The organism is Mycobacterium sp. SP-6446 (assembly GCF_001954045.1).
Taxonomy (GTDB): domain Bacteria; phylum Actinomycetota; class Actinomycetes; order Mycobacteriales; family Mycobacteriaceae; genus Mycobacterium.
Genome location: NZ_MBEM01000206.1, coordinates 1 through 21426, shown reverse-complemented (window position 1 = coordinate 21426; position 21426 = coordinate 1). Strand labels below are relative to the sequence as shown.

Below are 21426 nucleotides of genomic sequence, written 5' to 3'. Positions count from 1 at the left end.
CTCGGGAAATTGTCATTGTGCCTGGGCAAACCCTACCGAACCGAGTGGGGCAATTGACTTTAGCGGGAGGGCCGCCGGTCAACTGATGCCCGGATTGTGACCTTCGAGTCGCAAATCAGTGCTTCTCCGGACCCAGGTAGTACTCGAACACCAGACCCGCCGCCGTCGCAAGGACGAACACCACGCCGGCGACGATCAGCCATGGCAGCCACAGCGCGATACCGACGGCGGCGACCGAGCCGGACAACGCGACCAGGATCGGCCACCAACTGTGCGGGGCGAAGAAGCCCAGTTCCCCTGCGCCGTCGCTGATCTCGGCGCCCTCGTAGTCCTCGGGCCGGGTGTCGAGCCGGCGGGCGACGAAGCGGAAGAACGTCGCCACGATCAGCGCGAGACCGCCCGTCAACGCCAGCGCGGTGGTCCCCGCCCACTCCTCGCCGCCGGTGGCGAACATCGCGGTCAGCACCCCATACAGCACCGCCGTGACCAAGAAGAACGCGGCGACGAACTCGAACAGCCTCGCTTCGATGTGCATTGAGTGTCCTAACCTACTGGCTTGGGGTCATTTCGCCGCGGCGGGTTTCGAACGGGTGGGTGGTCACCGCTACCGGGGACTGGTTGATCGCCTGCAACGCCTGGGCGTTGGTTTTCCCGTCAATCCGTTGCTGCAGGTAAGCCTTGAAATCGTTGGGTTGGACCACGCGAACCTCGAAGTTCATCATCGAGTGATACGTGCCGCACATCTCGGCGCAGTGCCCGACGAATGCCCCGGTCTTGGTGATCTCTTCGACCTGGAAGACGTTGACGGAGTTGTTCGCGACGGGGTTGGGCATCACATCGCGCTTGAACAGGAATTCGGGCACCCAGAACGCGTGCACGACGTCGGCCGACGCCATCTGGAATTCGATGCGTTTGCCGGCCGGCAACACCAGCACCGGAATTTCAGTGCTGGTCCCCAAGGTCTCGACCTTGTCGAAGTTCAGGTAGGTCCGGTCCTCGGTGTTGAGGCCTCGCACGGGGCCGACGAGCTCCTCGCCGTGCTTGTCCTTGCCCTCGGGCTTGGACACCATGGCCTTCTTGCGGGCCTCATCGGCGCCCTCGTAGGTCAAGGTGCCGTCTTTGAAGTTGATGCGCTGGTAGCCGAACTTCCAGTTCCACTGGAAGGAGGTGATGTCGATCACGACCTCGGGGTCCTTGGCCAGGTGCAGCATCTTCTCCTGAACCACGACCGTGAAATAGAACAGCACCGAGATGATCAGGAACGGCGTGACGGTGAGCACCAGCTCCAGCGGCATGTTGTAGCCGAATTGGCGGGGCAGCTCGGTGTCGGTCGCCTTCTTGCGGTGGAAGGCTGACGACCAGAAGATCAGGCCCCACACGATGACGCCGACGACCAGCGAGGCGATCACCGCGCCGATCCACAGCTCGCGGTTGAGGTGGGCCTCCGGGGTGATGCCCTCCGGCCAGCCCATGGCCAGCGCCTCCGACCAGCTGCATCCGCTCAGGCTCGCCGCCAGCACGCCCAGCATCAGGGCCAGCGCCAGCGGCCGAAGTCCCTTGAACCTGCGCTGCGACAAACGTTGCGAACGGGCCTGCTCGCGAGGTGTCACGTTGGCGCCTCCTGCTTGGAAAATCGAATACTACGCAGCGTAGACCACGCCACTCAGCGCGGCGACGAAACCCCGGCCGGTCGCGGCCGCGCGGCGTCGCGCCCCGCAAAAGTGCGGCATACTGGGGCGCCGTGTGTGGTCTGCTGGCGTTCGTCGCGGCCCCGGAGGGCGCCGACGCGACCCGAGCCGATGCCGAGATCGCCCGCGCCTTGCACCTGATGCGGCATCGCGGGCCCGACGAGCCGGACACGTGGACCGACCCGGGCGCCGACGGCTCCGTCGTGTTCGGCTTCAACCGGCTGTCCATCATCGACATCGCCCATTCCCATCAGCCGCTGCGCTGGGGACCGCCGGAGGCGCCCGGCCGCTACGTGCTGGTGTTCAACGGCGAGATCTACAACTACCTGGAGTTGCGCGACGAGCTGGCCACCGCGCACGCCTCCGTGTTCGCCACCGAGGGGGACGGTGAGGCGATCGTCGCGGGTTTCCACCATTGGGGCACCGGTGTCGTGACACGGCTGCGCGGCATGTTCGCCTTCGCGTTGTGGGACACCGTCAACCGCGAATTGTTCTGCGCACGTGACCCTTTCGGCATCAAACCGCTATTCATGGCCAGCGGCCCCGGCGGTACCGCCGTGGCCAGTGAGAAGAAATGCCTGCTGGATCTGGCCGAGTTGATCGGCTTCGACACGGACATCGACGAGCGCGCGGTGCAGCACTACACGGTGCTGCAGTACGTGCCGGAGCCCGAGACGCTGCATCGCGGGGTGCGGCGCCTGGAATCGGGCTGCTACGCCATGATCCGTCCCGGGCAGCTCGAGCCCGAGGTCACCCGCTACTTCGTGCCGCGGTTTGCGGCCACGCCGATCACCCGCGATACCGAACAGGCCCGCTACGACGAAATCACCGCGGTGCTCGAGGATTCGGTGGCCAAGCACATGCGCGCCGACGTGACCGTCGGCGCGTTCCTGTCGGGCGGGATCGACTCCACCGCGATCGCGGCGCTGGCAATTCGGCACAATCCCCGGCTGATCACGTTCACCACCGGCTTCGAGCGCGAGGGGTTCTCCGAAATCGACGTCGCGGTCGCCTCGGCCGAGGCGATCGGTGCCCGCCACATCGCCAAGGTCGTGGCCCCCGACGAGTTCGTCGCCGCCCTACCCGAGATCGTGTGGTACCTCGACGAACCCGTCGCCGACCCCGCCTTGGTTCCGCTGTTCTTCGTAGCCCGCGAGGCCCGCAAGCACGTCAAGGTGGTGCTGTCGGGCGAGGGAGCCGATGAGCTATTCGGCGGCTACACGATCTATCGGGAACCGCTGTCGCTCAAGCCCTTCGAGTATCTGCCGCGGCCGCTGCGCCGTTCGATGGGCAAGGTGTCCAAGCCGCTGCCGGAGGGCATGCGCGGCAAAAGCCTGCTGCACCGCGGATCGCTGACCCTCGAGGAGCGCTACTACGGCAACGCCCGCAGCTTCTCCGACGCGCAGCTGCGCGACGTGCTGCCGGGATTCCGCGACGAGTGGACCCATACGGATGTGACCGCGTCGATCTACGCCGAATCTAGGGGCTGGGACCCGGTGGCCCGCATGCAGCACATCGACCTGTTCACGTGGCTGCGCGGCGACATCCTGGTCAAGGCCGACAAGATGACGATGGCCAACTCCCTGGAGCTCCGGGTGCCGTTCCTGGATCCCGAGGTGTTCGCGGTGGCCTCCCGGCTGCCGGTGGAGGCGAAAATCACACGAACGACTACCAAGTACGCGCTGCGGCGCGCCCTGGAGCCTATCGTCCCGGCGCACGTGTTGCACCGGCCCAAGCTCGGGTTCCCGGTCCCGATCCGGCATTGGCTTCGCGCGGGCGAGCTCGTGGAATGGGCCTACTCGATGGTCGAGTTGTCGCAGGCCGATCACCTGGTCGACACCGCCGCCGTGCGCCGGATGCTCGACGAACACCGAAGCGGCAGTAGCGATCACAGCCGCCGGCTATGGACGGTGCTGATCTTCATGCTTTGGCACGCGATCTTCGTCGAGCACAGCGTGGTACCCGAGATCCGCGAGCCGGTCTACCCCGTGCAGCTCTGACGGCGTCCTAGCGATCAGGCCAGGACGGCGGCGATCTCGTCGGCCGCGTCGTCGCCGTACGCGCCGGCGAGCCGGCTCTTCGCGACCTCATGGTCCCAGGTCCACTCCTGGGTTCCGGTCGACTCCAGCACCAGCACGGCGACTAGCGAGCCCAGCTGCGCCGAGCGCTCCACGGTCAGGCCCGCGCTGCGCCCGGTGAGGAACCCGGCCCGGAACGCGTCGCCGACGCCGGTGGGATCGACCTGGCTGGTTTCAGGCACCACGTCGACGTGGACGGTGCTGCCGTCGCGGTCGACCACGTCCACGCCCTTGGCGCCCAGCGTGGTCACCCGCAGGCCGACCTGCGCCATCACGTCTTCCTCCGACCAACCGGTCTTGGACCGCATCAGGTCCCACTCGTAGTCGTTGGTGAACAGGTAGGTGGCGCCGTCGATGAGCTTGCTGATCTCGGCGCCGGACAGCCGGGCCAGCTGCTGGGACGGGTCGGCGGCGAAGGGCAGCCCGAGCTCGCGGCACTCCTCGGTGTGCACCACCATTGCCTCCGGGTCGTTGGCACCGATGATCACCAAGTCGGGGGTGCCGATGCCCGAGACGACGTCGGAGAGCTTGATGTTGCGGGCCTCCGACATCGCGCCGGGATAGAAAGAGGCGATCTGGGCCATGTCGATGTCGGTGGTGCATACGAAACGTGCCGTGTGCGTGGTCTCGGAGATCAGCACGTGGTCGCAGTTGACACCGTGGCCCTGCAGCCAGTCGCGGTAGTCGCCGAAATCGTCGCCCGCCGCGCCGACCAGCGCGACGTCACCGCCCAGCACGCCGATGGCGTAGGCGATGTTTCCGGCCACCCCGCCGCGGTGAATAACCAGGTCGTCGACGAGAAAGCTGAGCGATACCTTCTGCAGGTGCTCGGGCAGGAGCTGTTCGGAAAATCGGCCCGGAAACCGCATCAAGTTGTCGGTCGCAATCGAGCCAGTCACCGCGATCGTCACGAAATCTCCATCCTTCGTTAGTAAGGTTATCTAGCTTACTCAGGCGTATCCACTGTCGTTGCGCCCGCGGTCGGCGCGCGCGGCCGTGCGCTAGCCTGCCAAGGGAACTCACTCAAGTCGCCGGGACCCGAACACTCGGGCGCTATCGGTTCGTATCCCGTCTACCACCGTAGGAGAACCACATGGGCGGTCCGCACCCGCCGAACCACGCTGTCGGCGCCGACGGACCCGCGCCCTACTCGCAGCCGGTCGAGTTCCCGCGGGAGCCCATCGCCGGCGACCCCACCTTCGCGCCGCCGTCCCCGCCCCCGGGATATCCCAAACGGAGGTCCAAGCGGCGCTTGATCATCGGGGTTTTGCTGGCCGTTCTGCTGGTCGCCGCGACGACGGTGGCGATCGTCTTCGGGGTCCGCACGAACGGGGCCAGTACCGGCGCCGCGTTCTCCGAGGCATCGGCCAAGTCGGCGATTCAGGGTTACCTCGATGCGCTCGAGCGCCGGGATACCGACAACATCGTCCGCAACGCGCTGTGCGGCCTGTACGACGCCGTGCGCGACAAGCGGTCCGACCAGGCGTTGGCCAAGCTGAGCAGCGACGCGTTCCGCAAGCAGTTCTCCGAGGTCGAGGTGACCTCGGTTGACAAGATCGTGTTTCTGTCGCAGTACCAGGCCCAGGCGCTGTTCACGATGAAGGTGTCACCCGCGGCCGGCGGCCCGATGCGCGGCGACGTGCAGGGCGTCGCGCAGCTGCTTTTCCAGCGCGGTGAGACGCTGGTGTGCTCGTACGTGCTACGTACCGGGGGCTCGTACTAGCCCGGCCGGACGGTCAGTTGAACGAGTCCCCGCACGCGCACGAACCGGTGGCGTTGGGGTTGTCGATCGTGAAGCCCTGCTTCTCGATGGTGTCCACGAAGTCGATGGAGGCGCCTTGCACGTACGGCGCGCTCATCCGGTCCACGGTCAACGTCACGCCACCGAACTCGGCGGTCAGATCGCCGTCCAGGGTGCGGTCGTCAAAGAAGAGGTTGTAGCGCAGGCCGGCGCATCCGCCCGGCTGAACCGCGATACGCAGCGCCAGGTCGTCACGTCCCTCCTGGTCGAGCAGGGACTTCGCCTTGGTGGCGGCGGCCTCGGTCAGGATCACGCCGTGGGTCTTGGCGCTCGACTCGTTCTGCACCGTCATTGCTTCTCCTACATGCCTCATTGTTTGGGTGGGTCAGCCGCGATCGGAGACCACGCGGGGAAACTCACTCCCTCAACGGTACCTTGCGGGACCGCTATTCCCGAGTCGCTCGGCCACCTCGGACGCCAACCCCATGAGCTGATTGGCCGCGTCGGCGAGCGCCAGCCGCACCGATCCGGCATGGTCGGCGATCGACAAGGCGGCCATGATCCCCGCCGATCGCACCGTCGATTTTTCCAAATCGACCTGACCGGCGAGCACGATCACCGGGATACCCAGCGGGCGGGCCCTACCGGCGAGCCAGCCGACCACCTTTCCGTGCAGGGATTGCTCGTCGAACCGGCCTTCACCGGTGACGATCAGCTCGGCGGTCTCGAGATCGTCGGCCAGGTTGGTGTGCTCGGCGATGATGTCCGCGCCGGACTCGCTGCGGCCGCCTAGCGCCAGCAGCGCGGCGCCGATGCCGCCGGCCGCGCCCGCGCCCGGCTCGGAGCTCACATCGCGCCCCGCCACCGCTTCGAGTTCCAGCGCCCACGCCTCGAGGCGGACTTCGAGCGCCGCGACGGTCGCGGTGTCCGCGCCCTTCTGCGGCCCGAACATTCTGGCGGCTCCCCACGGCCCCAACAGCGGATATTCGGTGTCCGAGGCGGCGATCAGCTCCACGTCGGCCAGTTGCTGGCGAGCGACTTCCAGGCCGCCGAGCTCGGCGACGAGGCCCTGCCCGCCGTCGGTGGAGGCGCTGCCACCCAGTCCGACCACGATCCGCTTGGGCGCGGCGCCCAGCGCCTCGGCGATGAGCTGTCCGACTCCCCTGCTGTGGGCGGCCATCGCGGTCTCCGGGGAAGGCGGTGTGCCCAGCAACGCCAGACCACACGCCTGCGCGCACTCCAGATAAGCCGTTGCCGCGCCTCGATCGAACACCCACTCGGCGTCGACAGGGGCGTTCAGCGGCCCGGATACCCGCGTTCGCCGCTTCTCGCCGAGCCGGCTGGCCAGCACGTCGATGAAGCCCGGTCCGCCGTCGGACTGCGGGGCGACGATGAAGCGGTCCCCCGGACGCGACCGAGTCCAGCCGGTGGCGATGGCGGCGGCCGCCTCGACGGCCGTGAGGCTGTCGCCGTAGCAATCCGGGGCCACCAGGACCTGCATGGCCGGCAGCTGGAGGCGACCGGGCGCGAGGCCAGCGGCGGCATCATCCGAGGCCATCGAGCCGTCGTCCATCACAGGCAGCCATTCATCAGAGGTAAGCGTAGGTGCATCGACGTGCTGGAGCACCACTAATGGCGACGCCGTCCGGGGCCATTTCGGCGCGGACGGCCCGCGAAGTAACCTGGCGACTGTGAAGTTGCTGGGCCGCAAGAAAACCCATGAAGAGGACCTCGACGGCGGTTCGGCGGAGCTGGTCGCGCCCGAGCCGGCCGATGCCGCCGCAACGGCGGCCCGGGGGTCGCGCAAGACCGATCCCAAGGGCCGGCCGACGCCCAAGCGCGACGATGCCCGGCGCGGCGGCCGCAAGGGTCCGGTCGCGCCGGCGCCGATGACCACCGCCGAGGCGCGGGCCCGGCGCAAATCGCTGGCCGGCCCGAAACTGTCCCGCGAGGAACGCAGGGCCGAACGAGCCGTGAGCCGGGCGCGGATGACGGAACGCCGGGAGCGCATGATGGCCGGCGAAGAGGCCTACTTGCTGCCGCGCGATCAGGGACCGGTGCGCCGGTACGTGCGCGATGTGGTGGATTCCCGGCGCAACTTTCTGGGGCTGTTCATGCCGTCCACGCTGGCATTGCTGTTCATCATGTTCGGCGTTCCGCAGCTGCAGCTCTACATCTCTCCGGCGATGCTTGTCCTGATGGCCGTGATGAGCGTCGACGGGCTCATTCTGGGCCGCAAGGTCAACAAGCTCGTCGACGCGAAGTTCCCGAACAACACCGAAAGCCGTTGGAAGCTAGGGCTTTACGCCGCCAGCCGGGCCTCTCAAATGCGCCGGATGCGGACGCCGCGGCCTCAAGTCAAGCACGGCAACAGTGTCGATTGACCCTCGCCCGAAAGCTGTCTGACCCCGGTGCGCACCCTGGTGCTCGGCGGGATCAGGTCGGGCAAATCCCGGTGGGCCGAGGAGGCCATCGCGTCGTCGCTGGCGCCCGATCAGCCGGTGCGCTACCTTGCCCCCGGGCCGTCCGGGCACGCCGACGAGGCATGGGCAGACCGCGTCGCGCAGCACCGTGACCGTCGGCCCGCGCAGTGGTCGACGATCGAAACCGATGACATCGCAACCCAATTGCGGCGGTCACCGGGTACCCCGACGCTCGTCGACGACCTCGGCGCCTGGCTGACCGGCACGCTGGACCGCCACCACGCGTGGGAGAACGGGTCGGCGGCGGCCGCGGTCGCGGAGACGATCGACGACATGGTCGCCGCGGTCGGCGCGTTCGGATCCACGCTGGTACTCGTCAGTCCGGAAGTCGGGCTGACCGTGGTGCCGGCCACCGTGTCGGGCCGCCGGTTCGCCGACGAACTGGGCAACCTCAACCAGCGCGTCGCAGCGTTGTGCGATCGCGTCGTGCTGGTGATCGCCGGCCAGGCTGTACCGATCAAACCGCCGGGAACGTGATGGAATTCACTCCGATTTCGCCGCCCGACGCCGCCGCCGCGGCCGCCGCCCGTGCGCGGCAGGACACGCTGACCAAGCCGCGGGGCGCGCTGGGCCGGCTCGAGGACCTGTCGGTCTGGGTCTGCTCGTGCCAGGGGCAGTGCCCGCCGCGCCAGTTCGAGCGCGCGCGGGTGGTGGTGTTCGCCGGCGACCATGGTGTCGCGCGCTCCGGGGTGTCGGCCTACCCGCGGGAAGTCACCGCGCAGATGGTCGCCAACATCGACGCGGGCGGGGCGGCGATCAACGTGCTGGCCGATATCGCCGGGGCAAGCGTGCGCGTCGCCGATCTGGCGGTGGACGCCGACCCGCTCTCGGAACGCATCGGTGCCCACAAGGTGCGGCGCGGCAGCGGCGATATCGCCGTCGAGGACGCGCTGACGGACGAGGAGACCGCCCGGGCGGTCCAGGCCGGGCGGTCTATCGCCGACGAGGAGGTCGACGCCGGGGCCGACTTGCTGATCGCCGGTGACATGGGAATCGGAAACACTACTGCGGCGGCGGTTTTAGTGGCGGCGCTGACGAACGCCGAGCCGGTTGCGGTGGTCGGCTTCGGCACCGGGGTCGACGACGCGGGCTGGTCGCGCAAGACCGCCGCGGTCCGCGACGCCCTGTTTCGGGCTCAGCGGGTGCTGCCCGACCCGGTCGGACTGCTGCGCTGCTGCGGCGGCGCGGACCTGGCCGCGATGGCGGGCTTTTGCGCGCAGGCCGCGGTGCGCCGCACGCCGCTGCTGCTGGACGGGATGGCGGTAACGGCCGCCGCGTTGGTCGCCGAGCGCCTGGCGCCGGGCGCCCGGCAGTGGTGGCAGGCTGGTCACCGCTCCACCGAGCCGGGACACGCGCTGGCCTTGGCGGCTCTCGAGCTGGACCCGATTCTGGATCTGCGCATGCGGCTCGGCGAGGGCACCGGCGCCACCGCGGCGCTGCCGCTGCTGCGCTGCGCGGTGGCCGCGCTGTCGTCGATGGCGACGTTCACCGACGCCGGTGTGTCCACGCGCTCCGACGGTGCTCCCCCACCGTGATGCGTTCACTGGCAACGGCTTTCGCGTTTGGCACGGTGGCGCCCCGTCTCGGGACGGCGCCGATGGGTCGGGGCGCCATGACCGCGCTGCCGGTGGTGGGCGTCGTGCTGGGTGCGCTGGCCGCGGCGGTCACGTGGGGCGGCGCGCACGCGTTCGGCGCGTCCAGCCCGCTGCCCGGGCTGCTCGCGGTGGCGGCGCTGCTGCTCGCCACCCGCGGCCTGCACATCGACGGCGTGGCCGACACGGCCGACGGGCTGGGCTGCTACGGGCCGGCGCCGCGCGCACTGGAGGTGATGCGCGACGGCTCGACCGGACCGTTCGGCGTCGCGGCCGTCGCGCTCGTGATCACGTTGCAGGGGTTGGCCTTTTCCTCGCTCGGTGCCGCCGCGATCGTGATAGCCGTAACGGCGGGCCGCGTCACCGCGGTGCTGGCCTGCCGGCGGTCCGTGCCCGCCGCCGACGGCAGCGCGCTGGGGGCGCGGGTTGCGGGAACGCAGCCCGCGCCGGTGGTGGCGGCCTGGCTCGCGGTCCTGCTGATCGCTTCGCTGGCGGCGGGCCCGCGGCCGTGGCAGGGCCCGGTCGCGGTCCTGCTGGCGGTGTGCTGCGGCGCGGCGCTGGTGGCGCATTGCGTGCGCCGCTTCGGCGGCATCACCGGCGACGTCTTGGGGGCGGCCATCGAATTGACGACGACGGTCGGCGCCGTGGCGCTGGCGGCATTGGTGCGGTTCTAGCGGGCCATCTAGGCGGCCGAACGCCCGGCGAGCCGGGCGCGAACGCCTCGATGCCCGGCTGGCCGGGCGTTCGCGCCAAGGAAGTCAGCCCAGCCGCGACATCCAGCCGTGGGTGTCGGCGAAAGTGCCACGCTGTATCCCGGTCAGCGTGTCGCGCAGCGCCATCGTCACTTCACCGGGCTGGCCGTCGGCGATGCTGAACTCCGCATCGCCGTACTTCACCTGCGAGACCGGGGTGATGACCGCCGCAGTGCCGCAGGCGAACACCTCGGTGATCTCCCCCGCGGCGGCCTTCTTCTGCCACTCATCGATATCGATCTTGCGTTCCTCGACCGCGAATCCGGCGTCAATGGCCAACTGCAGCAACGAATCCCGCGTGATCCCGGGCAGCAGCGAGCCGGACAGCTCCGGGGTGACCAGCCGCGCCGATCCGCCGCTGCCGAGCACGAAGAACAGGTTCATGCCGCCCATCTCTTCGACGAAGCGACGCTCCACGGCGTCCAGCCAGACGACTTGGTCGCAGGCGTTCTCCGCGGCCTGGGCCTGAGCCAGCAGCGACGCGGCGTAGTTGCCGCCGAACTTGGCCGCTCCGGTGCCGCCGGGGCAGGCCCGCACGTATTCCGTCGACACCCAGACGCTGACCGGGCTAATACCGCCCTTGAAGTAGGCGCCGGCCGGCGACGCGATCAGCAGGTAGCGGTAGAGCTTGGCCGGCCGCACGCCCAGCCCCGACTCCGTCGCGAAGATGAACGGCCGCAGATACAGCGCCTCTTCGCCGCCCGCCCGGGGCACCCATGCGGTGTCGACGGCGACGAGTTGGCGCAGGGATTCGAGGAACAGCTCGTCGGGCAGCTCGGGAATGGCGAGCCGCCGCGCCGACGAGCGCATCCTGGCCGCGTTGGCGTCGGGCCGAAACGACACGATCGAACCGTCCGCCCAGCGATAGGCCTTGAGTCCCTCGAATACTTCTTGCGCGTAGTGCAGCACGATCGCGGACGGGTCCAGCTCGATCGGGCCGTACGGGATGACCCGCGCGTTGTGCCAGCCTTGGTCCTCAGCGTAGTCGATCGAGACCATGTGGTCGGTGAAGTATTTGCCGAAACCCGGGTCGGCCAGAATCGCCGCACGTTCGGCGTCGCTCGCCGGATTCGACGCGCGCATCACCGTGAACTCACGCGAGCCGCTGGTCATGGCGCCGATTGTATCCCTGCGCGCGAACGGGTTTTTGCCACGGGAACGCCTGCCGGCTAACGAGTTTTGACGGCGACGAAGGGCGGGCGCACGACTTCGCACTCGGCCGCGCGGCCGCGGATGTCGACGGTGATTTGCTGGCCGTCCTCGATTCCCGCGTCGGTGTCGATCAGCGCGAGCGCGATGCCGGCCTGCAGCGTCGGGGAGAACGTGCCCGACGTCGTGACCCCGACCGGCCTCTCGCCAGCGAGCACCGTCAGCCCGGGACGCAACACCCCGCGCCCCACCATCCGCAGCCCGCGCAGCAGCCGTCGCGGCCCGGCGTCCTTTTCGGCCAGCAGCGCGTCGCGGCCGAAGAACGCGTCCTTCTTCCATCCGATCGCCCAGCCGCATCGGGCCTGCAGCGGCGAGATGTCGAGCGAAAGTTCGTGTCCGTGCAGCGGGTAGCCCATCTCGGTGCGCAGCGTGTCGCGGGCGCCCAGCCCGGCGGGCTCGCCGCCGGCGGACTTGACCGCCACCACTAGCGCGTCGAACACCACGCCCGCGGAATCCCAGGCCGGCAGCAGTTCGTAGCCGTGCTCACCCGTGTATCCCGTACGGCAGACGCGCACCGGCACACCGGAGAAATCGGCATCGGCGTAGCCCATGTAGTCCATGTCGGTCGGCAGCCCCAGCTCGCCGAGCACGTCCGCCGACCGCGGGCCCTGCACGGCCAGCACCGCATACGAGCGATGCTCGTTGCTGATCGCCACCCGGTCGGGTGCGGCCGCCCGCAGCGCGTCGACCACCGCGGCGGTGTTGGCGGCGTTGGGCACCAGGAAGATCTCGTCGTCGTCGACGTAGTAGGCGATCAGGTCGTCGATGACGCCACCGGATTCGGTGCAGCACAACGTGTATTGGGCCTTGCCCGGGCCGATGCGGCCCAGGTCGTTGGTCAGCGCGGAATTGACGAACTCGGCGGCGCCCGGGCCGCGCACCAGCGCCTTGCCGAGGTGACTGACGTCGAACAGGCCGACGGAGTTGCGGGTGGCGTTGTGTTCGCTGACGGTGCCGGCATACGCCACCGGCATGAGCCAGCCGCTGAACTCGGCGAAGCTGGCACCCAATTCGCGATGGCGGTCTTCCAGCGGTCCGTGCTGCGGGTCGTCGCTCACGGCGTCTCACCCTAATCGAGCGGTATTGCTGGCACACTTGGGTAGGTGTCCGATCACCTGGACTTCGACGCGCTCGAGGCCGCCGGAATCGCGAACCCGCGCGAGCGAACCGACCTGATCAAGTACCTCGACGGACTGGGCTTCAGCGTCGAGGAGATGGTCGAGGCCGAGCGCCGCGGCAGGCTGTTCGGGCTCGCCGGTGATGCCCTGTCGTGGTCGGGACGCCCCATCTACACCGTGCAGGCCGCGGCCGAGAAGCTCGGTTTGTCGGCCGACGACGTGGCGCAGGCTTGGGGTTTGCTCGGTTTGACCATCGCCGGTCCCGACGTTCCGGTGCTGAGCGAGGCTGACGTCGACGCCCTGTCGACGTGGGTCGGGCTGAAGGCGGTGGTGGGCGAGGACGGGGCGTTCGGCCTGCTGCGGGTGCTCGGCGCCGCGATGGCCCGCCTCGCGGAGGCCGAGGGGACGATGATCCGCGCCGGGACGCCGGACATCCAGATGAACTACACCCACGACGAGCTCGCCACGGCGCAGGCCTACCGCGCGGTCGCCGAGTTCATCCCTCGCATCGGCGCCCTGATCGACGTCGTGCACCGTCACCACTTGATCAGTGCCCGAACGTATTTCGAGGGCGTCCTGCTCGGCACGTCGGCGAGCGTGATCTGCGGCGTCGGTTTTGCCGATCTGTCCGGTTTCACCGCGTTGACCCAAGCGCTCACGCCGGCGCAATTGTCGCTGCTACTCACCGAATTCGGCGGCACCGTCGCCGACGTGGTGCACGCCGACGGCGGGCGGCTGGTGAAGTTCATCGGCGACGAGGTGATGTGGGTGAGCGCGTCGCCCGAACAGCTGGTCACCGCGGCGGTCGATCTTGTCGAGCATCCGCGGGCGCGCGAAGAAGGCCTACACGTCCGCGCCGGCCTTGCCTACGGCAGCGTGCTCGCCACCAACGGGGACTACTTCGGCAACCCGGTCAACCTTGCCGCGCGCTTGGTCGCCGCCGCGGCACCCAGGCAGATACTCGCCGATTCGGCGCTGCACGACGAGTTGCCGGACTGGCCCGCGGTCGCCCACCCTCCGCTGACGCTCAAGGGTTTTGACGAGCCGGTCACCGCGTTCGAGTTGCGCGGTAAGGGCGGTGCCGGGGCCCGGCCCGGTCCCGGTGACTAGGGTGATTGCCCGTGACCACCGAACCGAGTTACCAATCCCCGTCCGTCCAGGTCGCCACATCGCTGCCGAAACGTGGCGCGGGTTCGTCGGTATTGGTCGTGCCGGTCGTCTCGAGCGGCGACGAAGACCGGCCCGGCGCCGTCGTTACCGCCGCCGACCCTTTCCTGTCCAGCGCCGCCGTCGCCGAGATCGAGGCCGGCCTGCGGGCATTGGAGGCCACCGGCGGCAGTGAACAGGTGCACCGGCTGGTGGTGCCGTCGCTGCCGGTGGCCAGCGTGCTCACGATCGGCCTGGGCAAACCGCGATCGGAGTGGCCCGCGGACACGATCCGTCGCGCGGCCGGCGCGGCGGCGCGCGCGCTGAACAGCACCGAAGCCGCAATCACCACGCTGACCGAACTGGATCTGGAGGCGGCCGTCGAGGGGCTGATCCTCGGCAGCTACCGGTTCACCGCTTTCCGCAGCGACAAGACAGCACCGAAGGACCAAGGTCTGCGCAAGATCACCGTGCTGTCCAGTGCCAAGGGCGCCAAATCCCAGGCGGCCCATGCCGCGGCCGTCGCGACCGCCGTCGCCACCGCCCGCGACCTGGTCAACACCCCGCCGAGTCACCTTTTCCCCGCCGAATTCGCCAAGCGCGCAAGGGCTTTGGGTGAGTCCGCGGGCCTGGAGGTCGAGGTGCTCGACGACAAGGCGCTGCAGAAGGGCGGCTACGGCGGGGTGATTGGCGTCGGCCAGGGCTCGTCGCGTCCGCCGCGGCTGGTGCGGCTGATCCACCGGGGTTCGCGGCTGGCCAAGAAGCCGAAGCAGGCCAAGAAGGTGGCGCTGGTGGGCAAGGGCGTCACCTTCGACACCGGCGGCATTTCGATAAAGCCTGCCGCGTCGATGCATTACATGACCTCGGATATGGGCGGGGCGGCCGCGGTCATCGCGACCGTCACGCTGGCCGCGCAGCTCGAATTGCCGATCGACGTGATCGCGACGGTGCCGATGGCCGAGAACATGCCGTCGGCGACCGCGCAGCGCCCCGGCGACGTGTTGACCCAATACGGCGGTACGACGGTCGAGGTGCTCAACACCGACGCCGAGGGCCGGCTCATCCTGGCCGACGCCATCGTCCGCGCGTGCGAGGACAATCCCGACTATCTGATCGAAACCTCGACACTCACCGGCGCCCAGACCGTGGCGCTTGGCGCGCGCATCCCCGGAGTGATGGGCAGCGACGAGTTCCGCGACCGGGTCGCGGCGATCTCGCAGCGGGTCGGCGAGAACGGCTGGCCCATGCCGCTGCCCGACGAGCTCAAGGACGACCTGAAGTCCACCGTGGCCGACCTTGCCAACATCAGCGGGCAGCGCTTCGCCGGCATGCTGGTGGCCGGCGTGTTCCTGCGCGAATTCGTCGCGGACGGAGTGGCCTGGGCGCACATCGACGTGGCCGGCCCGGCGTATAACACCGGCAGCCCATGGGGATACACGCCCAAGGGGGCCACCGGCGTCCCCACCCGGACGATGTTCGCGGTACTGGCCGACATCGCAGAAAACGGCTAGCGGAAAACGGCGAGCGGCAGGTTATTTGGTCAGCAGCGAAATCACCGCGCGACTCATCTTGCGCCGCGGCCAGCCCGTGATCCCATCGGCGGCCAGCGCGGCGTGGGCCGCGTTGCGTCCGCACGCGCCGTGCACCGAGCCTCCCGGTGTAGCGGACGCACTACCGAGATACAGCCGCTCGACCGGTGTTTCGGCTCGCCCCATCCCCGCGGCGGGGCGAAACAGCAGCAGCTGCTGCAGTTGCGCGGTTCCCCCGTTGAGCGCCCCCAGATGCAGGTTGGCGTCGCTGGCCTGCAAATCCGACGGCCGCTGCACGCACCTGTCGATCACACGCGAACCAAACCCCGGCGCGTGCTCTTCGATAACCTGATCCACTGACGCGGCGAGTCGCTCGGCCGAGGCGTCGTCGGCGACATTTCGTGGCAAATGCGTGTAGGCCCAAACACTTTCGGTGCCCACCGGTGATCTGCTCGGATCCGCCGTAGTGGTCTGTCCCAGCAGCAGGAACGGATGCTCGGGCACGACGCGGGTGTTCAGGTCGGCCATCCAGCGAACCAGGCCGTCCCCGTCGGCGCCCAGATGGACGGTGCCCGCGCTCTGCAGGCTTTCCGATCGCCACGGGACACGCCCGTCGAGGGCGTAGTTGACCTTGACTACCGGTGGATCCCAGATGTAGTGCTCAAGCTCGCTGATCAGGCCGGGCGGAACCGCATCCGCGGGCAGCATGTCGCAGAACAGGCGTGGTGCCGTCACGTCGGCCACGATCGCCCGGCGCGCCCGAATGGTGCCCCCGCCGGCGGTCGTCACACCAACCGCCCGGCCGCCCCGCACGTGGATGCGAGAAACGTTCTGGTTGCACTCGATTCGCGCGCCGGCCGATTGGGCACGGTTCACCAGGGCGGCGGTCAATTGACCCGACCCGCCGACGGGCACGGGCCAGCCCTGGTCTTGAGCGAGCATGGTCATCAGAAAACCCATCACGCCGCTGCCGGGGGCATCCGGTGGTACGTCGGCGTGCATCGCGTTGCCCAGCAGCAACAGCCGGGGCGCTTCCCCGCGAAACAACCGCTCCACCATCGTGTTCGCCGGCTGCACCAGCAGGTGCGCCAGCCGGACCGCGTCCGACGTACCGAGTTTGAACAGCAGCCGTAGCAGCGGCCGCACTGGCGGAAAGGGTGCGAACATGGCGTCCAGTAGCGGCGCCTTGACCTTTTCCCACAGTTGCACGACCCGCCACCAGTTTTCGCCGTCGGCAGGCTCGCGCCGCGCCAATTCCGCGGCGGTGTGCGCGGGATCGCGATACAGGACGGGCGGGTCGTCGTCGTCAGCGTCGCGCGGATGACCCACCACCGCCGGCGCGTGCGACCACCGCAACCCGTGGTCTCCCAGCCGCAAGGCCGCCATCGCGGGCGAGGCCACCGTCATCGGGTAAAACGAGCTGAACAAATCGGTGATGTAACCCGGTGTCAGCTCGGCGCTGCGCACCGCGCCACCGGGTTCCGGCTGGGCCTCGAGCACCAGCACATCCCACCCGGCGTCGGCCAATATCGCCGCGGCCACCAGCCCGTGGTGTCCGGCTCCGATGACGACGGCGTCGGCCGCGGCCGCGGCCATGCCCTATCCGACCTGGCTCGGCGCGAGTTGTTCGGCCAGAGCCGCGAGCCGCATCAAGCATTCGCGGTTGCGTGGATAGATGGCGGCGAGCACGATGCGATCCGGGGCCAGGCCGATCGGGCCAGCGGCCGGAACCTCGATCATCTCGATCCGGCAGCCCTCCGGAATATCGCTGAGCCGCATGGTTATTCGCGCGGCACCCAGGCGGCCGAGGCCGGCACGAAGAACCAGTTCCTCTCCGTCGGTGCAGCTTTCAACGGTCGTCTGGTCGTTGATCACCAGCGGCCATACCCCGACGGAGTGCCGGATGGACGAGCCCGGCTTGGGCCAATGCGGGTCGACGGCGCGGGTTCGGCTGTTGCCCACAACCCACTGGGTATACGTCCAACCGTCTGTCATCGCGTCCCAAACCCGTTCCCGGGAAGTGCGCACCTGTCGGCTGGTGCCCCACTCTTTCGTCAGCGTCATCGCAAAGTCCCTTCACACCGGCGTCTCGCTGGCGAGTACCCGACTCGGCGCAACCCAAGCGTTGCCTCAGGAGACGTTTAACCGTGCGGTGCGGCGGATAACCCTCCCACGGGTCGGCGTTCGACAGGAGGCAAACTGTGACTACGCGACGGTTGATCATGGCGCTGGGCGCCGTGCTTTTGCTGGCCGGTGTCATTGGGCTGCTCGTGCCGGTGTCGGTATCTGACAGCGGCGGCACATCCATTTCATGCGGGAACGGGATTGCCCCGGATTCCTCCGCGGCGCGCAACGCCAACGACAAGAACGGCGCGAACATCCCGATCCTCAACCAGGTCATCCCGCACACCGACTTTGTGGCGCAATGCAATTCGGCGGTGCACGGTCGGCAGATGTGGGCCATCCCGCTGGCGGTTATCGGGATCCTGGGGATCGCCGGCGCGTTGCTGGTATCACGCGGTCCTCGAGCGGCAACCGGCCCGTGAGGGCGGGCTAGATCACCCGCATCCGGGCGGTGCTGCGCAGCGCCTGCGGCAGCACCCGTGAAATGCCGTAGAGCGCATAGGCTTCCGGCGCGACGGGGCGAATCGGTTTGTTCTTCTTGACCGACGACAAGATTGCGTTGGCGACCTTGTCGGGCCCGTAGTGGCGCAGCGCGAACATCTTGCCCAGCTGACCCCGGCGGCCGTCGACGTCCTCTTCTTGCTTGCCGGCGGGCGCGTCGAAGCGGGTGGTGTTGATGATATTGGTGTCGATCACCCCGGGGCAGATGGTGGTCAACCCGACGCCGGCGGCGTCGAGTTCGGCCCGCAGGCAGTCGGAGAACATGTAACTGGCGGCCTTGGACGTGCAATAGGCGCTGAGCGACTGCAGCGGGGCATAGGCGGCCATCGACGACACGTTGACGATGTACCCGCCGGTGCCGCGCTCGACCAGGCGCCGCCCGAATGACCGGCAGCCGTTCACGACGCCGCCGAGGTTGACGTCGAGCACCCGGTCGAATTGCTCGGCCGGGGTGTCCAGGAAGTTGCCCGCCTGCCCGATCCCGGCGTTGTTGACGACGATGTCGGGCACGCCGTGGTCGGCACTGACCCGCGCGGCGAAGGCCTCGACCGCCTCGGTGTCGGACACGTCGAGCACATAGGGGTGGGCGACGCCGCCCCGCGAGGCGATCTGGGCGGCGGTTTCCTTGACCGCGGCCTCGTCGATGTCGCTGACGACCACCTCGGCGCCCTCGCGCGCGAAAGCGAAAGCGGTCTCTCGCCCGATGCCGCTGCCCGCGCCGGTGACCGCGACCAGCATGTCGCCGAAGTACTCGCGCGGACGCCCCACTTGGGCGCGCAGCAGCGCGCGGCTGGGCTGCTTGCCCTCGGCCAGGTCGGCGAAGTCATGCACCGCTGCGGCCATCACCTGTGGGTGCGACATCGGCGAAAAGTGTCCGGCCTTGATGTCGCGCCGCCACAGCCGTGGCACCCAGCGTGCGGTCTCCTCGTAGGAGTAGGGCCGCACGTACTTGTCCTGGGTGTTGACGATCAGCTGCACCGGTACGTCGACGATGTGGATGGCCTCGCGGCGTTTGGAAAACGAGCGAAAGTAGTTGGCGGGATAGGTTTTCACCGACTGGGCGGCGTCGCGCGCCAGGTTCTCGGAGTGATGGATCAGCTCGTCGGGGATGTTGTCGACGACGTTGCGCCGCAGCGCGGGGACCGACATCGTCAGCCGCAGGAACAACGGCGCCAGCACCGGGATCGAAAGAAACACCATGTAGCTGAACCGCAATGTCTGGCTGATCGCGCGTGCAAACCGTCGCGGCCGCCACGGCCGCCGCAGACCACTGAAGATGTAGTCGACCAATTGCTCATGGCTCGGACCCGACACCGAGGTGAACGACGCGACCCGATCACCGGCGCCGGGCCGCTTCAGGTACTCCCACACCCCGACCGAACCCCAGTCGTGTGCCAGCACGTGGACCGGGCTGCCGGGGCTCAGCTCGCCGGTCACCGCGGCGAAGTCGTCGGCGAACCGCTCCATGGTGTACGCCGAAACCGGCTTGGGCACCGACGACAGCCCGACGCCGCGGTTGTCGTAGCGGATGACCCGGAAGCGTTCGGCCAGGTGCGGGACGACGCCGTCCCACAGCACATGCGAGTCGGGAAAGCCGTGCACCAGCACGACGGGCGGGCCCTCGGGGTTGCCTTCTTCGTAGACCGCGATGCGTGCGCCGTCCGCGCTGTCGACGAACCGCTGGGGTACCTGGTGAATTGCCGGCATCGGACCTCCCCGCTCTCACTGGCAGTGGCCACACCGTAGCAAGCGGGTTGGGGCTGACCTGGCGCCGAGCGCGGTCCGCCCTGGATGTATGCCGGTGCGGGCGCAATGACAGGATAGTTTCGAAACTTGGCCTCCACGCCGCCTACACCGCGGTGTGGTAAGCCAGATGTCGACCTGCGCCGACAACCGATCGAGGAGTCAATAGAGATGGCCTTCTCCGTGCAGATGCCGGCCCTCGGTGAGAGCGTCACCGAGGGAACGGTCACGCGCTGGCTCAAGCAGGAAGGCGATACGGTCGAGCTCGACGAGCCGCTGGTCGAGGTGTCGACCGACAAGGTCGACACCGAAATCCCGTCGCCCGCCGCCGGCGTGCTGACCAAGATCATCGCCCAGGAGGACGACACCGTCGAGGTTGGCGGCGACCTGGCGGTGATCGGCGACGCGGGTGAGCAACCCCAGGGCCAGCCCGCAGCCCAAGCAGAAGCCCAACCCGAAGCCCAAGCGGAACCCGAAGCGCCCAGCCAGCCCAGCCAACCCGAGCCGGAACCCCAAGCGGAACCCGAGTCCGAACCCGCGGCGGCGGCTCCCCGAGCGCCCAGCGGCGACTCGGGTGACGGGCAGCCGGTGCTGATGCCCGAGCTCGGTGAGTCGGTGACCGAGGGCACCGTGACTCGCTGGCTGAAGAAGGTCGGCGATTCCGTCCAGGTGGACGAGCCGCTGGTGGAAGTGTCCACCGACAAGGTGGACACCGAGATCCCGTCACCGGTGGCCGGCGTGTTGGTCAGCATCACCGCCGACGATGGCGCCGGTGCCCAGCATGGCGGCCTGCGGCGGGACCAGGATCGGGGTATCGAACAAGGCGCCCTGGCTGCCGATGTTGGTGATCGTGAAGGTGCCACCGGACAACTCGTCGGGTTTCAGGTTGCTCGACCGGGCGCGGGCGGCGATGTCGGCGATCGCCCGTGCCAGCCCGGCCAGGGACAGGTCACCGGCGTTGTGGATCACGGGGGAGAGCAGGCCTTGATCGGTGTCGACGGCGAACCCCAAATGCTCGGCGTCGTAGTAGGTGATCTCCTTGGTGTCCTCGTTGTAGCTGGCGTTGATGTTGGGGTGAATCTTCAACGCATCGATCACGGCCTTGGCGATGAACGGCAGGAACGTCAGGTTCACGCCCTCGCGCTCGGCGAACGCGGCCTTGGCCTTGGCCCGCAACCCGACGATCCTGGTCATGTCGACCTCGTGGGTCTGGGTGAGTTGCGCTGTCGCCTGCAGGGATTCGCGGGTTTTGGCCGCGGTGAGCTGGCGGATCCGGCTGGCCTTTTGCGTGGTGCCGCGCAGGTGTGCCAGCGCGGGCGCCGGAGTGGGTGCGGCCGGTGCGGCCGGCGCGGCGGGGGGGGCCGCCGCGGCCGGGGCGGGCGCCTTCTTGGCCTCTTCCTTCTTCTCGGCGGCGGCCAGCACGTCCTGCTTGCGGATGCGCCCGCCCACGCCGGTGCCCGTCACCTCGGCGAGGTCGATGTTGTTCTCGCTGGCCAGTTTTCGCACCAGCGGGGTCACGTATGGGGCGCCGTCGGTTGAGGTCTCCGCCGCCGGCCGCTGGGGTGCGGCGGGCTCGGCTTTCGGCGGCGGCGCGGCTTGTGGCTTGGGCTCCGGCTTGGGTTCCGGTGGGGGTGCCGGCTTGGCGGCGGGTTCGTCCGGCCTGATCGGCTCGGCCTTCGCGGCGGCACAGCGCGCGGCAGACCACACGGTGCTGCGCATCGT

General features: G+C 68.8%; 20 protein-coding genes and 2 pseudogenes. 11 read left to right on the top strand and 11 right to left on the bottom strand.

What is annotated here, in order from left to right:
• Positions 1-115: 115 nt before the first annotated feature.
• Positions 116-535 carry a cytochrome c oxidase subunit 4 gene (locus A5736_RS18165; protein ID WP_076062315.1) on the bottom strand — a complete coding sequence of 140 codons (420 nt, stop codon included), beginning with the start codon at positions 533-535 and terminating at the stop codon, positions 116-118.
• Between the two features lie 13 nt (positions 536-548).
• On the bottom strand, positions 549-1610 hold the full coding sequence (locus A5736_RS18160) for a cytochrome c oxidase subunit II (RefSeq protein ID WP_076123121.1): 1062 nt from the start codon (positions 1608-1610) through the stop codon (positions 549-551).
• Between the two features lie 131 nt (positions 1611-1741).
• Here A5736_RS18160 and asnB point away from each other — a divergent pair, with 131 nt between their 5' ends.
• On the top strand, positions 1742-3688 hold the full coding sequence (asnB, locus tag A5736_RS18155; RefSeq protein ID WP_076247777.1) for an asparagine synthase (glutamine-hydrolyzing): 1947 nt from the start codon (positions 1742-1744) through the stop codon (positions 3686-3688).
• A 14-nt stretch (positions 3689-3702) separates the two neighbouring features.
• Here the strand turns inward: asnB and A5736_RS18150 are convergent, their stop codons facing one another.
• Entirely contained in the window at positions 3703-4677 is a 975-nt protein-coding gene (locus tag A5736_RS18150) for a carbohydrate kinase family protein (protein ID WP_076247775.1), read from the bottom strand.
• A 182-nt stretch (positions 4678-4859) separates the two neighbouring features.
• Here A5736_RS18150 and A5736_RS18145 point away from each other — a divergent pair, with 182 nt between their 5' ends.
• Entirely contained in the window at positions 4860-5489 is a 630-nt protein-coding gene (locus tag A5736_RS18145) for a hypothetical protein (protein WP_076247774.1), read from the top strand.
• A gap of 13 nt (positions 5490-5502) precedes the next feature.
• Here the strand turns inward: A5736_RS18145 and A5736_RS18140 are convergent, their stop codons facing one another.
• Both A5736_RS18140 and A5736_RS18135 read right to left on the bottom strand, forming a co-directional pair.
• Positions 5503-5859 (bottom strand): iron-sulfur cluster assembly accessory protein, encoded by a 357-nt coding sequence (locus tag A5736_RS18140; RefSeq protein WP_076247772.1) that lies wholly within the window; start codon positions 5857-5859, stop codon positions 5503-5505.
• A 72-nt stretch (positions 5860-5931) separates the two neighbouring features.
• Positions 5932-7008, bottom strand: coding sequence for a glycerate kinase (locus A5736_RS18135; RefSeq protein ID WP_076123123.1), 1077 nt, complete (start codon positions 7006-7008; stop codon positions 5932-5934).
• A 250-nt stretch (positions 7009-7258) separates the two neighbouring features.
• Here A5736_RS18135 and A5736_RS18130 point away from each other — a divergent pair, with 250 nt between their 5' ends.
• Genes A5736_RS18130 through A5736_RS18115 form a run of 4 tightly spaced genes read left to right on the top strand, consistent with a single transcriptional unit; the run spans position 7259 to position 10256 of the window.
• Entirely contained in the window at positions 7259-7891 is a 633-nt protein-coding gene (locus A5736_RS18130) for a DUF3043 domain-containing protein (protein ID WP_233147986.1), read from the top strand.
• 27 nt (positions 7892-7918) lie between these two features.
• Positions 7919-8467, top strand: coding sequence for a bifunctional adenosylcobinamide kinase/adenosylcobinamide-phosphate guanylyltransferase (locus tag A5736_RS18125; RefSeq protein WP_076247771.1), 549 nt, complete (start codon positions 7919-7921; stop codon positions 8465-8467).
• The gene (gene cobT / locus A5736_RS18120) at positions 8464-9525 is read left to right on the top strand and encodes a nicotinate-nucleotide--dimethylbenzimidazole phosphoribosyltransferase (RefSeq protein WP_175611324.1); all 1062 of its coding nucleotides are present in this window, start codon (positions 8464-8466) and stop codon (positions 9523-9525) included. Before A5736_RS18125 ends, cobT begins: the two co-directional genes overlap by 4 nt.
• Positions 9522-10256, top strand: a complete 735-nt coding sequence (locus A5736_RS18115) for an adenosylcobinamide-GDP ribazoletransferase (protein ID WP_076247769.1) — start codon at positions 9522-9524, stop codon at positions 10254-10256. Before cobT ends, A5736_RS18115 begins: the two co-directional genes overlap by 4 nt.
• A gap of 84 nt (positions 10257-10340) precedes the next feature.
• On the opposite strand, the gene A5736_RS18110 is transcribed toward A5736_RS18115, so the two are convergent.
• Both A5736_RS18110 and gcvT read right to left on the bottom strand, forming a co-directional pair.
• Positions 10341-11447 carry a branched-chain amino acid aminotransferase gene (locus A5736_RS18110; protein ID WP_076247767.1) on the bottom strand — a complete coding sequence of 369 codons (1107 nt, stop codon included), beginning with the start codon at positions 11445-11447 and terminating at the stop codon, positions 10341-10343.
• A gap of 56 nt (positions 11448-11503) precedes the next feature.
• A complete protein-coding gene (gcvT, locus tag A5736_RS18105) occupies positions 11504-12601 on the bottom strand; it encodes a glycine cleavage system aminomethyltransferase GcvT (RefSeq protein ID WP_076123112.1) in 1098 nt (365 codons plus the stop codon).
• Between the two features lie 45 nt (positions 12602-12646).
• Between gcvT and A5736_RS18100 the strand changes: the two genes are divergently transcribed.
• Both A5736_RS18100 and A5736_RS18095 read left to right on the top strand, forming a co-directional pair.
• A complete protein-coding gene (locus A5736_RS18100; RefSeq protein WP_076247765.1) occupies positions 12647-13771 on the top strand; it encodes an adenylate/guanylate cyclase domain-containing protein in 1125 nt (374 codons plus the stop codon).
• Between the two features lie 11 nt (positions 13772-13782).
• Positions 13783-15318 (top strand): leucyl aminopeptidase, encoded by a 1536-nt coding sequence (locus tag A5736_RS18095; RefSeq protein WP_076247764.1) that lies wholly within the window; start codon positions 13783-13785, stop codon positions 15316-15318.
• Between the two features lie 21 nt (positions 15319-15339).
• On the opposite strand, the gene A5736_RS18090 is transcribed toward A5736_RS18095, so the two are convergent.
• Positions 15340-16932: an NAD(P)/FAD-dependent oxidoreductase gene (locus tag A5736_RS18090; protein WP_076247762.1), complete on the bottom strand. Its 1593-nt coding sequence runs from the start codon at positions 16930-16932 to the stop codon at positions 15340-15342.
• Positions 16933-16935: 3 nt separating this feature from the next.
• Positions 16936-17400 (bottom strand): SRPBCC family protein, encoded by a 465-nt coding sequence (locus tag A5736_RS18085; protein WP_076124231.1) that lies wholly within the window; start codon positions 17398-17400, stop codon positions 16936-16938.
• 137 nt (positions 17401-17537) lie between these two features.
• On the opposite strand from A5736_RS18085, the gene A5736_RS18080 reads away from it, so the two are divergent.
• Positions 17538-17882 carry an aminopeptidase gene (locus A5736_RS18080; protein ID WP_076124233.1) on the top strand — a complete coding sequence of 115 codons (345 nt, stop codon included), beginning with the start codon at positions 17538-17540 and terminating at the stop codon, positions 17880-17882.
• Positions 17883-17889: 7 nt separating this feature from the next.
• On the opposite strand, the gene A5736_RS18075 is transcribed toward A5736_RS18080, so the two are convergent.
• Complete coding sequence (locus A5736_RS18075) at positions 17890-19668, bottom strand: SDR family oxidoreductase (RefSeq protein ID WP_076247760.1); 1779 nt, start codon at positions 19666-19668, stop codon at positions 17890-17892.
• 207 nt (positions 19669-19875) lie between these two features.
• On the opposite strand from A5736_RS18075, the pseudogene A5736_RS18070 reads away from it, so the two are divergent.
• Positions 19876-20430 (top strand): annotated as a pseudogene (locus A5736_RS18070) (biotin/lipoyl-containing protein); the annotation flags it as partial.
• 33 nt (positions 20431-20463) lie between these two features.
• Here A5736_RS18070 and sucB read toward each other — a convergent pair.
• Positions 20464-21339 (bottom strand): annotated as a pseudogene (gene sucB, locus A5736_RS18065) (2-oxoglutarate dehydrogenase, E2 component, dihydrolipoamide succinyltransferase); the annotation flags it as partial.
• Positions 21340-21343: 4 nt separating this feature from the next.
• On the opposite strand from sucB, the gene A5736_RS26870 reads away from it, so the two are divergent.
• Positions 21344-21426 (top strand): hypothetical protein (locus A5736_RS26870; RefSeq protein ID WP_254848402.1); only part of this gene is annotated, 83 nt, incomplete at its 3' end.